Genomic DNA, 13946 nt, shown 5'->3' with positions numbered 1-13946 from the left:
GGGGACGGGGTACGACCGGGACCGGAGGACGGAGGACCGGAGGACGGGAGACAGGGGGGACGGATCGGGCGGTGCCCGGCTCCGTCACACGAGCCCGCCCGGCGGGTGGCCGTCGACCGAGGCGAGCGGGGCGGTGACGGTGGCCCGGCCGCCCTCGGCGGACAGCACCCGGGCCGCGTTGCGGGCCAGCGCGCAGCCGGTGCCGGCCTCGTGGCAGTACAGGCGCCGGCCGGGGGCGCGCAGGCGGAGGATCCGCAGGACGCGGGGCAGGTGCACGGGGTGGACCAGGCAGTCCGCGAGGACCCGGGCGGGCTCGTCCTCGGCGGTGTACGCGCGTCCGGCGACCGCCGAGTAGACGGGGAAGGCCGCCCTCCCGACCGGGAGGATCCGCACCGCCTCGGCGAACTCGTCAGCCTGTGACTTGAGTTGTGGGTGGTGGGAGCTGAAGGGGAGGCGCAGCCGGGTGGCCCGGACGTGGACGCCGGCCGCGTGCTCCTCCACCCGGGCCAGCTCCTCGACGGGTCCGCTGACGAGGGTCTCGGTGGCGTCGTTGACGCAGGCGATGACCGTGCGGTCGGCGTGCGCCGCGTCCAGGAGGCCGAGGGCCCGGTCCTCCCCGCAGGCCAGGAGGACGAGGCCGCCGGGGCAGCCGGTGAGGACGCGGGCGAGGGCGTGGGCGGCGACCGCGCCGTCCGCGACGGTCAGCACCCCGGCCGCGGCGAGGGCCGCGATCTCGCCGAAACTGACCCCGAGGACGGCGTCCGGTGCGCTCCCCCGGCGCTCCGCCAGGGCCCGGTGGACGGCCAGCGAGGAGCCGTAGGCGGCCAGTTGGAGCGTGCCGGGCAGGGCGCGGGCCAGCTCCCCGGTGCTCGGCGGGGAACCTCCCAGCAGCCGGGCCCCGACCGGGGGTATGCCCAGGTCGGCGGCCACCTCGTCGACCTCCCGGAAGACCTCGGTGAGGGTCCGGCGGAGGATCCGGCCCTCCGCGGCGCCTCTGAGGAGCGCGCCGACGGCGAAGTCCCCTTGTCCCGGGAACAGGTGGACCGTGTACATCACGGTGACAGCCCCTTTCGGACAGCACGCTGGATATGCGCCTGTCATGTTCCTGTGCGCCCTTTCTTCGGTCGGCGCTTCGGCCACACCCTTGAGACTGCTCCCGTTCGGGGGCCTTTGTCCGCTCCTCCTGGGGCCCGATGTGTTGAAAAGCAGCGGAAGTTGAAATTCCGCTCATGCCGGACAAGCCCCGTGCCCGCGGTGCCCGGCCGGCCCGCTCGACCGGGGAGGGACCATGACGACCGGCCGTGCCCCCAACCACGCCCTGCGGCAGTTGCTCGCGGAGGCCCAGTGGACGGGAGCCCAACTGGCGCGCGCGGTGAACGCCGTCGCCGCCGGCCAACACCTGACGACCCGCTGCGACCGCAGCAGCGTGTGGCACTGGCTGGCCGGCACCGTGCCGCGCCCCGCCCTCGCCGCCCTGGTCGCGGAGGCCCTCTCGCGCCGCCTGGGACGCCGCGTCACCCCCGCCCAGGCCGGGCTCACCACGGCCTTCGGCACCGATCCAGGCCCCGCGCTCCCCGCGCGCGGGGACATCGCCGGCCGGCTCGAACGGCTCGCCGCCGTCCCCGCCCACCACCGGAACGCCGGCTCCCAGCCCTTCTCACCCGCGGCCCAGGACCTGCCCCGGTGGGGACCGGTCACCGGCCTCTCCCCCACCCCCGGCCAGCCCTTCCCCACCGGCACCCGCGGCAGCGGGCACCCGGCCGGCACCCACGACCCGCTGGTGCTGTTCTCCCGCCACGACGCCGCCTTCGGAGGCGGCCTGGTCAGCGAGGTCATCCGGGTCTACCTCGCCACCTCGGTCGCCTCCTGGCTCCGCCAGGGCACCCGCCAGGCCACCCGCCGCCACCTGCTGACCACGGCCGCCCAGCTCAGCTACCTGAGCGCCTTCGCCCACTACGACTCCGACCTCCACGGCACCGCCCAGCAGTACTACCTCGTCTCCGCCGCCCTCTCCCGGGAGGCGGGCGACCGGCTCGGATACGCCCTGTGCGCCCGGGGGATGAGCGTGCAGGCCCTGGCCCTCGGCCACCCCGAACGCGCCGACCTGCTCGCCGAGTCGGCCGTGGCCATCGGCCTGCCTTGCGCCCCGCCGCACCAACGGGCCTTCCTGCTGGGGCAGCGGGCCGCCACCCGGGCCGCCCTCGGCGACCGACACGCCGCCCGCGCCCACTTCGGCGCCGCGGAGGAAGCCCTCGGCCGGGACGCCCCCGCCGACACCCCCGTCGGCGCCTTCCACGGCGGCTCACTGGCCTTCCAACGGGCCGCCATCGCCCGCGCCGAGGGCGACTTCCGCACCGAGGCCCACCAGTTGGAGATGTCGCTGCGGCACCGCCCGGGCCGGGAAGGCCGCTCGCGCGCCGTGACGACGGCCCTGCTCGCCGAGGCCAGGCTCGACCAGGGCCACCTGGACCTGGCCTGCCGCGCCTGGCGGACCTTCCTCGCCTCCTACCCCGACCTCGAAAGCGCCCGCGCCCGCCGCCACCTGCAGACCTGCGTGGCCCGGCTGCGCCCCTACGGCCGCAACCGGTCGGCGGCGGAGGTACGGGACCTGGCCCGGGCCCTCCAGTCCGGGCACCGGACGCCCTGAAGGCGCGGGCTCACACGTCGGCTCAGGGAACGAGCACGGTCAGGGAGGTCCGCAGCACCACGAACCCGAGCTTCTCGTACAGCGCTCGGGCCGGGTTGGCCTCCGTGACGGCGAGGCCGACCTCCGTGGCCCCGCCGGCCGCCGCCTCGGTCAGGGCGTGCCGCATGAGTGCGGCACCGGCGCCGGCGTACCGGGGGTCCGGATCGCGGAAGACGCTCGCGACCCACGGCAGTCCGTCCCGGTCGGCGACGATGATCCCGGCCGCGGGTCGGCCGGCGCCGTCGACGGCCAACGCGCTGCACGGCAGGACCGGACCCAGGGCGGTCCCGTCGAGCAGCGGCAGCAGGCGGTGGTCGAGGAGGTGTCGGTCGGTCACCGGCTCGTGGTCCGGGTGCTCGGCCGAGAAGGCGGCGCGGTAGGCCGGGAGCAGTTCGGCGGCCGGACGGTCACAGGCGGTGCGGCGCAGTCCGCCGGGCAGGGCGGCGTCCCGCCAGGCCGCCGGAAGCGGGGCGGCGGCGGTCAGGTCGAGGGACATGGTGTGGGCGTGGCGGAGCGGGCGGGCGCCGTGCCTCAGCAGGCGCTCGCCCAGGTCCACCGGCCCCGAGAACGCCCATCCGGAGAAGGCGTCGAGCACGGCGGGGACGGGGTCGGGCACCAGCGGCTCGGCGAGGTCCGCCCAGGGGCGGCCGTCCCGGGTGTCCCGCACGTAGGTCAGTACGGCCTCTCCCCCGGGGCCGGTGAGGGTCCGGCGCTGCTCTTCGGGGGACGTCATGGTGCCTGCCTGTCCGTGTGTCCGCGTGTCCGTGTGTGTCCGTGTCCGTATGTCGCCGCGTCCGGGGCGTGCCGGGGTATCCGGGTGTGCCGGTGTGTGGCGGTTCGGTCAGGTGACCGGCGGGGTGCCGGTGCCCCGCGCATGCTAGTCGACCGCGTCGACCGGCTCGTCGGCGCTGCGCGGGAACACGGACGCCACGGCGAGCGGGCCCGCGGCGGCGAAGGGGCCCACGGACGGTTCGGGGAAAGCCGGTTCGGGTCGCATGGGGAAGGCCGGTTCGGGTCTGGTGGTGACGGTGCGGCGGACGATGCCGACGGGGCCGAGGCCGGAGAGGGCCCGGGCCAGTCCGGTGGCGGTAGGCCCGCCCGCGGCCGGCCCCTCGGGCGCTTCCACCACGGTCACCGTCGCCGCCGGCGCGAGGAGTTCGGGCCGGAGGTCGGCGAGGGAGGACAGCCGCACCACCGCTCCCCCACCCGACCGTACAGCGGGCTCCGCCGTCCCCCGGGAGGCGCCGAGGAGGACCACGAGATCGCTGGCCGCCGCCGCGGACCGGATCGCCTCGGCGGCGTCGGAGGCCCGGTAGCACCACTCCTCGGGGTGCTGTCCGCGCAGCAGCGGGAACAGCTCCCGCAACCGCGCGACCACCCGGACCGCCTCCTCGACGGGCGCGCACGGCCGGACCACGTACGAGAGCCGGGAGCCGTCCAGTTCCGGGAGCGCCCCGGCCTCCTCGGGGGTGCCGACGCGCACCGTGGGGCCGCGACCCGGGACCGTCGGATCGGCGGCCGGCCCCCGGCCCTTCCCCGGTCCTCCTGGTTCCCCTCCCCGCGCTTCTTCCCGCCGGTCCCCCGGGTGGGCGTCCCCGACCATCACGACGGTGTCCCCGCGCGCGTGGAAGGCGCGGACCGCGCGCTCGGCGAGCCGGCTCGCGGGGCAGGGCGGTCGGTCCGCCCCGCACTCCCCCTCCGCTCCGGGGGGAGTCACGGGCGTGGCCCCGGCCCCCGCACCGGCTCCGATGGCGGTGCCGGTGCGGGACGCGGGTACCGGGGCCACGGTCGGGCGCGCGCCGCAGGGCACGGACGCGGTCGGGAGGAAGACGCGACGCGTCCGCATGGCCCGCGACCACACGGCCACCGCCTCCCGGGCCAGCCGGGCGGCGCCGGGGTCACCGGTCGCGACGGCGAGGCCGAGGGCGGCCGTTCCGTCGAGGTAGGTGACCGCGGCCAGGATCCGGCCGGCCTCGGCCTCGCGGTCCTCGCCGACCGGCTTCCGGAGGCCCGACGCGAGCCGGTCCGGCACGAGCGGACCCGGGCCCGCGAGCAGGCCCGGGTGCGCGATCAGGTCGGCGTACCGGACCCCGGGGAGCCGGTCGGCTAACCACGCGCCCAGCAGCGGGGCGGCCGGGCAGGCGACCGGACCGCGCACCGGATGCGCGAACCGCGAGGCCACCACGGCCCCGGTCAGGCCGTGGGCCCGGTGGGTGAACACCTCGGTCAGGCGGGTCCTGTTCATGTCCTGTGCACGTGCCCCTTCGGATGACCGGTCGTCCAGCTGCCTCACAGCTTGGTTCAGGTCGTCCGGAACGCGCGGATGCACGGGACCCGCCCGCGCGTCATCCACGTGCCCGTCATCCCCGCACGTTCATCCGCCCACTCGTCCCCGGCGGTGGGTCACCCGGGGGCGGGGCGGCGGCCGTTCAGACGCCGAGGTGGCTGTGGGAGGCCCGGCGGGCGGCGGCCATGAGGGCGTGGATGCGGGTGCCCGCCTGGTCGGTGTGCGTGAGGGGCTTGGCGAAGGGGAGGCGGGTGGTGTGGCCGCCGGTCGGGTGCTCCAGGCGCAGCGTGATGCCGTACCGGTCGATCGCGAGCGGGAGGGCACGGGTCAGGCCGTGCTTGAGGTGCGAGGGAACGAGCCGCAGCAGCAGGGTGACCAGGTCGGCGTGGTCGGTGACGAGGTGGTGGAGCATGGCCGCCTCGGAACCGGCCATCGGGTCGGGCTCCACCGCGTTCAGCTCGTCGAGCGTGACGTGGGTCCGGCCCTCCGCGTCCTCGTAGACGGCCTGGCCGAGCTCCAGGCAGGCGCTGTCGGTGCTCTCCGGGTCGTAGGGGGCGGCGACCAGCCCCGTGAGGGTCACCCTGCCGCGGACCCGGTCACGCACGGAGGTGGGGGCGATGTCGGTGAACTCCACGCGCATCGGCACGCGGTGGCCCGCCGCGCCGTCCACGGAGCCGGCCGGGCAGGCACCGGAGGGCTGTCCCGGATCGTGGAGGTGGAGGCGGCCCATGGCGGCCGAGGAGTCCAGGCGGCGGATCTCGTGGGGGCGGCCGTCGGCGACGACGGTCATGGAGTGGGCCGCCGTGACGATCGTGAGCATCCGCTCGGCGGGGGTCGGCTGCGTGGCTGGGGCGGTGCGCAGGCTCATGGGGTGCTCCGGGGTCGGCAGGGCTACGGATCGGATCCGTTTAACTTAGGCATGCCTAACCTAACCTATCCGGGGCTCCGAGGAACAGCACGCCTCCCCCCTTCCGGCCGAGATCCCACCCCCTACCCGCCACCGGAACGCCGCCCGACCGTCACCGGAGGGCGACGCGGGGGCCGGAGAGTCGGCGCACGAGAAGGCGGCGCCGGGCCGACGGGCGGCCTGAACAGGGTGGGTGAGGGGGCCTGTTCCGCTGTCGCGGGGGCCCGAGAGCGCTCCGTAATGTCACACGTCATGAAGCGTTTACGTCGCGCGGCCCTCGCCGCCGCCCTCATCGGCGCCTTCGGCGCCCTCCTGACCCCGCTCCCCGCCCACGCCGCGCCCGGATCCGCCGTCGGCGCCCCCTGTCGGACCGACCCGGCGGCCCCGCGCGACCGGGAGCAGGCCCGGTTGGACGATCCGCGCACCGCGGCCCTGACCGAGCGCGCCGGACTCGACGCGTTCGTACGGCGCTTCCCCGCCGCCTTGTGCACCGCCCGCGACCGCGCCGGGGCCGAGCGGCTGCTCGACGCCTGGGGCACCGCCCTGTGGCAGGCGGCCGTGGACCGGGCGCAGGGCCTGCGGCCCGGTGGTGACCTGCCCGCCGCCGACGACCGGCCGCTGTACTGGGCGCGGTTGGCCATGACGGTGCGGCTGGACCAGTGGCGGCCCGGGTTCCCCGTGGACCGTGCCGCGCTGCGGGCCCGCTTCGAGGACGCCTCGCGCGGGCTGGTCGCGAACGAGTTCCGCGGGACGCCGGGCGTGCGGCGGGTGTTCGTGAGCGGCTTCGACCCGTTCGGGCTGGACGCCGAGCCGCGCCGCGGCAATCCGTCCGGCTCGGCGGTGCTCCGCCTCAACGGCAAGCGCCTGACCATGGCGGACGGAACGGTCGCCGAGTTCCGCGCGGTGGTCCTGCCCGTCCGGTACGCCGACTTCGACGCGGGCATCGTGGAACGGGCGTACGGTCCGAGGCTGGCGCCCGGGCCGCGGAGCGCGCACTCCGTCACGAGCATCAGCCAGGGCTATCCAGGGCTGTTCACCCTGGAGGCGTGGGCGGGGCGGTCCCGGTCCGCGGACCCCTACCCGGACAACGCGGGCGCGCTGTCGGGCGGTACGCGGCAGAACCCGGTGACGGCCCCCGGGCTCGGCGCGGGCGCGGAGTTCATCCGGAGCACCCTGCCCGACGGGGCGATGACCGCCGTGCAGACGCCGTTCCCGGTCCGTCTCAACACCGCCGTCACGGAGATCCCGGCGGGCGGCACCGCTCCGGTGGACCGGTCGGACGGGCCGACCCCGGGCTCGCGGGCCGTGGCGGGCGGCGGCGGGGGCTACCTCTCCAACGAGGTCGCCTACCGCTCCAACCGGCTCCGCCTCGAACGGGGCCGCGCCCTGCCGGGCGGACACCTGCACACCCCGGTCCTCACCGGGCTGCCGGCCGACCCGGCGGTCCTGACCGGCCCCGAGTTCGAGGGGAACGTCCTCGCCATCGGGGACCAGGTCCGGGACATCCTGCGGCACGGGGTCCCGGCCCCGGGCGGTACCGACGGGGCGGCCGCGGCGGGACGCTGACCTCGGGTTCTCCCCCGGACACGATCGGATCTCCGCCGGGACGTTTGGGTCCCGGAACCGGGAGCATACGAGCGGATACGACCAAGCCGGTACTACACGAGGAGGTCCCCGATGTCGGGTACGGAGAAGGGCAAGGCGCTCGCCGAGCAGGCCATGGGCAAGGCGAAGGAGGCCCTGGGTCGGGCCGCCGGCAACGAGCGGCTGACCGCCGAGGGCCGCGCCGAGCAGACCAAGGGCGACGCGCGGCAGACCAAGGAAGGCGCCAAGGACACCCTGAAGGACGCCTTCCGGCGCCGCTAGGACGCCGCCGCCGGCGGCTGTCGGCACGCCGTCGGCACGCGGTGGAACACAGACACGGGCAAGGCCCGTGGCGCGCGGGCGCGCACCCCTCATGACCAGCCGGGCTCCGGTCGTATCCCCTGCGACCGGGGCCCGGCGTCGTGCCCGTGCGGGCGAAACCCGGGGGCCTCCGGCGGGCCACGGCTAGAATGCCGCCCTACGACAGCTAAAGCGACAGCGGGCCGGGTCCGTCAGCGGGGCAGGGAGTTTCGCCCCGGCCGCGCGCCGGGTGAGGGGCGGTCATGGGAGGCAGTGGCTCGCGGGACGGCACATCCGCCGTTCCGGGCGCGGGTGTCAGCTGCGGCCAGGCCCGCGAGCGGGCGCGCGAACTGCTGGAACGGCTCCGGGTGGAGCCCCAGCGGGCGGGGGACATCCTGACGGTGGTCGGCGAGCTGACCTCCAACGCGCACCGGCACGCCGGGGGCGTGACCGGCTTCAGTATCACCGCGCCGGTGCCGGGCACCGTGCTCGTCGAGGTCTCCGACGCCTCCCCCAAGCCGCCCGAGGCGCAGCCCTGGGCCCCGTCCGAGCCGGGCGGCTTCGGTTGGATGCTCGTCAACCGCCTCGCCGAGGTCACCATCCGCCCCACCGACGGGGGCAAGACCATCGCCGCCACCCTCACGACCGGCCCCCGTGAGGAAGCCGATTCCGCGCTCGGGAGCTTCGAACTCGGTAGCGTCGAACCGGGGGCCGTCGCGGTGGACGGCGCGGAGCTCGGGGGCGCGGGGGCGGGTCTGGGCGGCGGAGCGTCCGGTACGGCCGACGGCTCCTGAACCTACGGATCCTGAACCGACGAGTGCCGCCCCGGATGTCAGCCGGGCGTCCGGACCTCGAACAGCGGCAGCGTGTCGGTCAGTTCGAGCAGTCCGCGCAGCTGGGACGGCAACGGCCCGAGGAGCACCACCGGGCCCCTGCGCCGCCACTTCACCAGCACGTTCAGGAACGAGGAGTCCGCGAAACCGACCCCGGACACGTCCAGCGCCAGGCCCCGGACGGGCCGGGCCTCCCGCTCGCAGGTCGTCCCCAGGACGGCGACGGTGTCCAGGTCGAACTCACCCCGGCACACGACCACGCGACCCTCGGTCGCGTCCGTGCGCACCGTGACCCTCGGCGACTCCATCAACCCTCACTCCCGCCCGCGGGCACCCTCACCGTACGGCCACCGGACATCCACCGGACGTACGTGCGCACCGCACACCGCGACCGTAGCGGCAACCGGCCCGGGAGGACACCGGGGCGGGCCCACCGCGGCAACCGTCCGGGCATCCGAGGGCCCGGGACCGGGGCGGAGCCGGGGCGGGACCGGCGCGGGGGCAGGCGGGGGCGGGGGCGGGCGGGGGCGACAAGACCCCGGCTACAGCCAGCCGTTGCGGCGGAACGCCCGGTAGAGGGCCCCCGCCGCGAGCACCATGAGGAGGACGGCCAGCGGGTAGCCGTAGGTCCAGGCGAGTTCCGGCATGTGCTCGAAGTTCATCCCGTACACGCCGGCGATCATCGTCGGGACCGCGAAGATCGCCGCCCAGGCGGAGATGCGGCGCATGTCGTCGTTCTGCCAGGTGCCGACCCTCGCCTGTTGGGCGCCGAGCACGGAATCGAGCAGCTCGTCCAGGGTCCGCACCTCGGTGCCCGTACGGTGCAGGTGGTCGGCCACGTCCCGGAGGTACGGGAGGACGTCCGGATCGGGCCGCTTCCCGGCCGGGCCGTCGAGGAGGTCCCCGACCACGGGGACCAGGGGCAGCACCGCGTCGCGGAACTCGCGGACCTCCCGTTTCAGGGAGTAGATGCGCTGGGTGTGGTCCACCCTGGAGGTCGAGAACACCGCGTCCTCCAGCCGGTTGAGTGTGCCGCGGACCCTCCGCGCGGCGTCGCCGTAGGCGTCGACCGCCACGTCCAGGACGGCGTGCAGAACCGAGGGCGGGCCGAAGCGCAGCATGCCGGGATCCCCGGCCAGGCGCCGGGCCGCCTCGGCGCACGGGTCGATGGCGCCGTGGCGGACGGTGAGCACGCTGCGGGGGCCGGTGAAGACCATGAGGTCGCCGGTCTCGACCGCCGGGCCCGCCGGATCGTCGGCCACGTACCTCAGGGTCTTCAGGGCCACGGCCACGACCTCCCCGAAGTGTTCGCTCTTCGGGCGCTGCCGGCCGTGCAGGGCGTCCTCGACGGCGAGCGGGTGCAGCTCCAGGTCCGCCGCGAGCCGGGCCAGTTCCTCCTCCGCCGGGTCCACCAGCCGGACCCAGGCGAACTCGTCCTCGGCCAGGTCGCGCAGCCGCTTCAGGACCGGTTCGCAGGTGTCCTCGGACAGCTCGCACTCCACGTGCTCGGACCGGCCGGACTCCCGTTCGTAGATGACGCATTCCATCCCCCGCGCATGCCTCGCCGGCCCGGATTCATGCACGGGAACGCGCCGCACCCGGGCGGCGGGCGCCTCCGGGCCGCCGCTCCCACGAACGGCCGGCCGGCCGGTGGGGCGGGGAACGGGCTCAGCCGGTGGGGTCGTTGAGGCTTCTGGTCGCGCGGAGCTCGGCCGGGGTGAAGACCTCGGGGCCGGCCGCTTCCAGGACCTTGCCGAGGATGGCGGACTTGCCCGCCAGGTAGCGGTCGACGTCCATGTCGGGGTCGGCGGCGAGGGCCGGTTTCACGGCGGCGTACTCCTCGCGGAGGTCGGCCCGGCGGCGCAGGACCTCGGGGACGGCAAGGTGGTTGCGGACGTGCACGGCGCCGCGCGCGCAGACGTACACGTGCCGGGGCGGGTCCTGGTCGGGAGCCGTGAACGCCTCCCGGCCGGACACGCCGAGGTCCCCCCGGTGGACGTAGCCCGAGGACTCCAGCGCCGCCACGGCCGCGGGCACCCGCGCCGCCGGCACGATCACGTCCACGTCGAGGACGGGCTTGGCCGCGAGGCCGGGCACCGAGGTCGAACCCACGTGCTGCACGTCGGCCTCCGGGACGGACCGCAACGCCGCCCGGAGCGTGCCCGCCACGCGCGCGAAGTCGAACCGGCCAGTCTGCGGAGTAGGGCACCACGGTGATCGCCATGCGGGGATTCGCACCTCAGGGCCGCCCACCCGGAGGCCGGCGGGCGGGCCGGGGCGGCGCGGACGCGGGGTGCTCCACCCGCTCACCGGCGGGACCGCGGCGCGGGCCGTCCCGGCGCGCGGGGGGCCGTCGGGCCGGGTGCGGCGGGCGGCCCCCGACCGGGTCCGGCATTCCCCGCCCGGCGGGCGTCCGCGGGTCGTAGGGTGGCCGGAACCAAGGGCGGGACGACCGGGGGTGGACCGGATGGCGGCAGGGGCGGACAGCGGGCGAGCGGGCTGGAAGGCGGGGGTCAGGCGCCTCCTGGCCCGCACCGGTTTCGACATCGTGCGCAGCACCGACAACCTCGGCGGCGTCGACGACTTCCTGCCCTACGAGCCCACGCTCCGGGCGGCGCGCAAGGCCGGGCTGTCCGTCGGCGACTACCTCGACGAGGTCGTGAACGGCACCCCCGGCGCCACCCTCGGCACCATCGACGAACTGCGCCGCGTCGGCGTCTACGCGCACGATCCGCGGACCGTGCTGGAGATCGGCCCCGGATCCGGGCGCTACCTGGAGAAGACCCTCAAGGAGTGCTCCCCGGACCGGTACGAGATCTACGAGACGGCGGCGCCCTGGGCCGCGCACCTCGTGGAGAACTTCGGGGTGGTGGCCCTGCCGGCCGCCGGCAGCAGCCTCGCCCCGACCCCGGACGGCAGCGTCGACCTCGTGCAGGCGCACAAGGTCTTCAACACGGTGACCTTCCTGTGCGCCGTCCGCTACTTCTTCGAGATGGCGCGCGTGACCCGGCCCGGCGGCCGGATCGTCTTCGACGTCCTGACGGAGAACTGCCTCGACCCGACCACGGTGGAGACCTGGGCCACCAAGGGCGGCGAGGGCCACGGCTCCTTCCCCGCCGCGATGCCGCGCCGGGCCTGCACCGACCTCTTCGAGAGCCTGGGCTGCCGGCTGGAGGCGGCGTTCACCGCCCCGCTGGGCGTGGCCACCACCGAGGTGCTGGTCTTCGAGAAGCGGGCCTGAGGCGGCGCCGGGACCGGCCTGACGCGGCCCGGAGACGGGCGGGCGCGCGACCCCCGTGTCGGGAGTCGCGCGCCGGACCCGTCGGACCCCTGCGCCGGGCGGGGCTCAGCCGGCGAGGAGCTGCAGGGTGTCGATGACGCGGTTCGAGAAGCCCCACTCGTTGTCGTACCAGGCGACGACCTTGATGTGACGGCCCTCGACGCGGGTCAGCTCCGAGTCGAAGATCGAGGAGGCCGGGTTGCCGGTGATGTCGGCCGACACCAGCGGGTCCTCCGAGTACTCCAGCACGCCGGCCAGCGGGCCCTCGGCGGCGGTGCGGTAGGCCGCGAGGACCTCCTCGCGGGTCACGTCGCGGGCGACGGTGGTGTTGAGCTCGACGATCGAACCGACCGGGACGGGCACCCGGATCGAGTCACCGGACAGCTTGCCGTCCAGGCTCGGCAGGACCAGGCCGATGGCCTTGGCGGCACCGGTGCTGGTCGGCACGATGTTGACGCCGGCGGCGCGGGCGCGGCGCGGGTCGCGGTGCGGACCGTCCTGGAGGTTCTGCTCCTGGGTGTACGCGTGCACGGTGGTCATGAAGCCGTGCTCGATGCCCGCGAGGTCGTGCAGCACGGAGGCCAGCGGCGCGAGGGCGTTGGTCGTGCAGGACGCGTTCGAGACGATGGTGTGCACGTCCGGGTCGTAGGCGTCGGTGTTCACGCCGTAGGCCAGGGTGACGTCGGCGCCGTCGGCCGGGGCGCTGACGAGGACCCGCTTGGCACCCGCGTCGATGTGCGCGCGGGCCGCCTTGGCGGAGGTGAAGCGGCCGGTGGCCTCCAGGACGATGTCCACGCCCAGCTCGGCCCAGGGCAGCTGGGCCGGCTCGCGCTCGGCGAGGACCTTGATGCGGCGGCCGTCGACGACGAGTACGTCGCCCTCCACGCTCACCGGGCGGCCGAGGCGGCCGGAGGTCGTGTCGAAGGCGAGGAGCCGGGCGAGGGCCTTGGGCTCGGTGAGGTCGTTGATGGCGACGACCTCGAGGTCGGTCCCTCGCTCCAGCAGGGCGCGGAGAACGTTGCGTCCGATGCGGCCGAATCCGTTGATGGCGATGCGCGTCATGAGGTGTCCTTTCGGGGTCGTCACCAGCATCGCTCCCCCTGACCGCCCCCCACAGGGGCGGGATCGCCACGGTTCGAAAGGATCGTGCCAACCCCGCCCGACCCGCCCCGGCAGTACCCGCCAACCGCGGCGGGGCGGGCCCGCCCGGTCAACGGAACAGGGCGTCCTGGAGCGGCCCCGGCAGCGGGTACACCCGCTCCGGCGGGAACAACCGCTGCGCCTTGGCCGCTTGGCCCGCCCGGACCAGGGCCGCGGCCTTGCGGACCCGCGGGGTCAGGTCCGTGAGGCCGACGGTCCACTCCTCGGCGAGGGTGCGGATCAGCCCGCGGCCGATGCCGACCTGGATGCTGTAGTGGTTCAGCGCGGCCCCGCGCGGCGAACGCTCCGGATCCCACTGGACGTGCGCCTCCGCGCGCGCCAGGGCCGCCGGATCGCCGGTGGTGAGGACGGCCCGGGACAGGGCCTCCTCCCAGCCCTCCCGGGTGATCCGCACCGCGAGGATCCGCTCCTGCCCGGGTTTGCCCGCCCAGTTGCTGCGGTGCATCAGCCACAGGAACGACGGCTTGATCCAGGTCATCCGGTGGAACGAGAACGGCTCCACGAACCGCCCGGCCCGGAGGGCCGCGTCGGCGATCGCGGGCGAATAGGCCTGGTAGACCACGATCGTGCGGGCGTCGTGATCGGCGCGTATCTGGTGCTGCGGCGTCATGCCCGGCACCCTGCCGGCACCCCCACCACCCCGACGAACCCTTTTCCGCGCCGCCTCCGGGCTCCGCGTCGCCCAGGGCCCGGGTGAGGAAATCGGGGTGACCGCGCGGGCAAGGGCCGGGTAGCGTGCGGGACATGTCGAGCCCCGAATCGGACAGGGTGGGGGCCCGCGGTCACGCCGCCGGCCCCCTGAACCAGTGATCCGCTGAACCGGTGACCCCTTGAACCGGTGATCCGTTGAAGCAGTGATCCGCTGAAGCCCACGCCGTCGCACCGCCCCGCGCGGTCCGGCGGGTGCG

Annotated in this window: 14 protein-coding genes; 5 read left to right on the top strand and 9 right to left on the bottom strand. The window is 75.5% G+C overall.

The annotated features are described in order from the left end of the window. Window positions 1-84 precede the first annotated feature (84 nt). Window positions 85-1053: an ACP S-malonyltransferase gene (locus ABTZ17_RS02975; RefSeq protein ID WP_352193767.1), complete on the bottom strand. Its 969-nt coding sequence runs from the start codon at window positions 1051-1053 to the stop codon at window positions 85-87. Window positions 1054-1288: 235 nt separating this feature from the next. On the opposite strand from ABTZ17_RS02975, the gene ABTZ17_RS02970 reads away from it, so the two are divergent. After that, entirely contained in the window at window positions 1289-2647 is a 1359-nt protein-coding gene (locus ABTZ17_RS02970) for an NsdA family TPR-like regulatory protein (protein ID WP_352193711.1), read from the top strand. Window positions 2648-2669: 22 nt separating this feature from the next. Here the strand turns inward: ABTZ17_RS02970 and ABTZ17_RS02965 are convergent, their stop codons facing one another. From ABTZ17_RS02965 to ABTZ17_RS02955, 3 genes are all read right to left on the bottom strand, one after another. Then, window positions 2670-3419 carry a GNAT family N-acetyltransferase gene (locus ABTZ17_RS02965; protein WP_352193710.1) on the bottom strand — a complete coding sequence of 250 codons (750 nt, stop codon included), beginning with the start codon at window positions 3417-3419 and terminating at the stop codon, window positions 2670-2672. 144 nt (window positions 3420-3563) lie between these two features. Further along, window positions 3564-4931, bottom strand: coding sequence for a hypothetical protein (locus ABTZ17_RS02960; protein WP_352193709.1), 1368 nt, complete (start codon window positions 4929-4931; stop codon window positions 3564-3566). Window positions 4932-5115: 184 nt separating this feature from the next. Beyond that, window positions 5116-5841, bottom strand: coding sequence for a DUF2470 domain-containing protein (locus ABTZ17_RS02955; RefSeq protein ID WP_352193708.1), 726 nt, complete (start codon window positions 5839-5841; stop codon window positions 5116-5118). Between the two features lie 291 nt (window positions 5842-6132). Between ABTZ17_RS02955 and ABTZ17_RS02950 the strand changes: the two genes are divergently transcribed. The 3 genes from ABTZ17_RS02950 to ABTZ17_RS02940 all read left to right on the top strand — a co-directional run bounded on the left by ABTZ17_RS02950 (window position 6133) and on the right by ABTZ17_RS02940 (window position 8558). Next, entirely contained in the window at window positions 6133-7446 is a 1314-nt protein-coding gene (locus ABTZ17_RS02950) for a PA0049 family protein (RefSeq protein WP_352193707.1), read from the top strand. A gap of 111 nt (window positions 7447-7557) precedes the next feature. Then, window positions 7558-7746, top strand: a complete 189-nt coding sequence (locus ABTZ17_RS02945) for a CsbD family protein (protein WP_352193706.1) — start codon at window positions 7558-7560, stop codon at window positions 7744-7746. Between the two features lie 281 nt (window positions 7747-8027). Next, a complete protein-coding gene (locus ABTZ17_RS02940; RefSeq protein WP_352193705.1) occupies window positions 8028-8558 on the top strand; it encodes an ATP-binding protein in 531 nt (176 codons plus the stop codon). 38 nt (window positions 8559-8596) lie between these two features. Here ABTZ17_RS02940 and ABTZ17_RS02935 read toward each other — a convergent pair whose 3' ends face one another. The 3 genes from ABTZ17_RS02935 to ABTZ17_RS02925 form a co-directional block, all read right to left on the bottom strand. Then, on the bottom strand, window positions 8597-8905 hold the full coding sequence (locus ABTZ17_RS02935) for an STAS domain-containing protein (protein WP_352193704.1): 309 nt from the start codon (window positions 8903-8905) through the stop codon (window positions 8597-8599). A 234-nt stretch (window positions 8906-9139) separates the two neighbouring features. After that, window positions 9140-10144 carry a magnesium and cobalt transport protein CorA gene (locus ABTZ17_RS02930; protein ID WP_352193703.1) on the bottom strand — a complete coding sequence of 335 codons (1005 nt, stop codon included), beginning with the start codon at window positions 10142-10144 and terminating at the stop codon, window positions 9140-9142. A 121-nt stretch (window positions 10145-10265) separates the two neighbouring features. Further along, window positions 10266-10766: a GrpB family protein gene (locus ABTZ17_RS02925; RefSeq protein ID WP_352193702.1), complete on the bottom strand. Its 501-nt coding sequence runs from the start codon at window positions 10764-10766 to the stop codon at window positions 10266-10268. A 298-nt stretch (window positions 10767-11064) separates the two neighbouring features. On the opposite strand from ABTZ17_RS02925, the gene ABTZ17_RS02920 reads away from it, so the two are divergent. Then, window positions 11065-11838 carry a methyltransferase domain-containing protein gene (locus ABTZ17_RS02920; protein ID WP_352193701.1) on the top strand — a complete coding sequence of 258 codons (774 nt, stop codon included), beginning with the start codon at window positions 11065-11067 and terminating at the stop codon, window positions 11836-11838. 105 nt (window positions 11839-11943) lie between these two features. Here the strand turns inward: ABTZ17_RS02920 and gap are convergent, their stop codons facing one another. Together gap and ABTZ17_RS02910 are read right to left on the bottom strand one after the other, a co-directional pair. Continuing rightward, window positions 11944-12939 (bottom strand): type I glyceraldehyde-3-phosphate dehydrogenase, encoded by a 996-nt coding sequence (gap, locus tag ABTZ17_RS02915; RefSeq protein WP_352193700.1) that lies wholly within the window; start codon window positions 12937-12939, stop codon window positions 11944-11946. A 148-nt stretch (window positions 12940-13087) separates the two neighbouring features. Beyond that, window positions 13088-13648 (bottom strand): DUF4291 domain-containing protein, encoded by a 561-nt coding sequence (locus ABTZ17_RS02910; RefSeq protein ID WP_352193699.1) that lies wholly within the window; start codon window positions 13646-13648, stop codon window positions 13088-13090. Window positions 13649-13946: the final 298 nt, after the last annotated feature.

The organism is Streptomyces sp. NPDC097619 (genome assembly GCF_040302735.1).
Classification (GTDB): domain Bacteria; phylum Actinomycetota; class Actinomycetes; order Streptomycetales; family Streptomycetaceae; genus Streptomyces.
Note: the sequence above shows the minus strand (reverse complement) of the source record. Positions and strands in the feature narration are given on the sequence as shown.

Bases quoted from the DNA above. Each gene is read 5' to 3' on its own strand.
- ABTZ17_RS02975 (WP_352193767.1), bottom strand. From the start codon at position 1,053: ATGTACACGGTCCACCTGTTCCCGGGACAAGGGGACTTCGCCGTCGGC.
- ABTZ17_RS02970 (WP_352193711.1), top strand. From the start codon at position 1,289: ATGACGACCGGCCGTGCCCCCAACCACGCCCTGCGGCAGTTGCTCGCG.
- ABTZ17_RS02960 (WP_352193709.1), bottom strand. From the start codon at position 4,931: ATGAACAGGACCCGCCTGACCGAGGTGTTCACCCACCGGGCCCACGGC.
- ABTZ17_RS02920 (WP_352193701.1), top strand. From the start codon at position 11,065: ATGGCGGCAGGGGCGGACAGCGGGCGAGCGGGCTGGAAGGCGGGGGTC.
- ABTZ17_RS02950 (WP_352193707.1), top strand. From the start codon at position 6,133: ATGAAGCGTTTACGTCGCGCGGCCCTCGCCGCCGCCCTCATCGGCGCC.
- gap (WP_352193700.1), bottom strand. From the start codon at position 12,939: ATGACGCGCATCGCCATCAACGGATTCGGCCGCATCGGACGCAACGTT.
- ABTZ17_RS02935 (WP_352193704.1), bottom strand. From the start codon at position 8,905: ATGGAGTCGCCGAGGGTCACGGTGCGCACGGACGCGACCGAGGGTCGC.
- ABTZ17_RS02940 (WP_352193705.1), top strand. From the start codon at position 8,028: ATGGGAGGCAGTGGCTCGCGGGACGGCACATCCGCCGTTCCGGGCGCG.
- ABTZ17_RS02945 (WP_352193706.1), top strand. From the start codon at position 7,558: ATGTCGGGTACGGAGAAGGGCAAGGCGCTCGCCGAGCAGGCCATGGGC.
- ABTZ17_RS02965 (WP_352193710.1), bottom strand. From the start codon at position 3,419: ATGACGTCCCCCGAAGAGCAGCGCCGGACCCTCACCGGCCCCGGGGGA.
- ABTZ17_RS02930 (WP_352193703.1), bottom strand. From the start codon at position 10,144: ATGGAATGCGTCATCTACGAACGGGAGTCCGGCCGGTCCGAGCACGTG.
- ABTZ17_RS02955 (WP_352193708.1), bottom strand. From the start codon at position 5,841: ATGAGCCTGCGCACCGCCCCAGCCACGCAGCCGACCCCCGCCGAGCGG.
- ABTZ17_RS02910 (WP_352193699.1), bottom strand. From the start codon at position 13,648: ATGACGCCGCAGCACCAGATACGCGCCGATCACGACGCCCGCACGATC.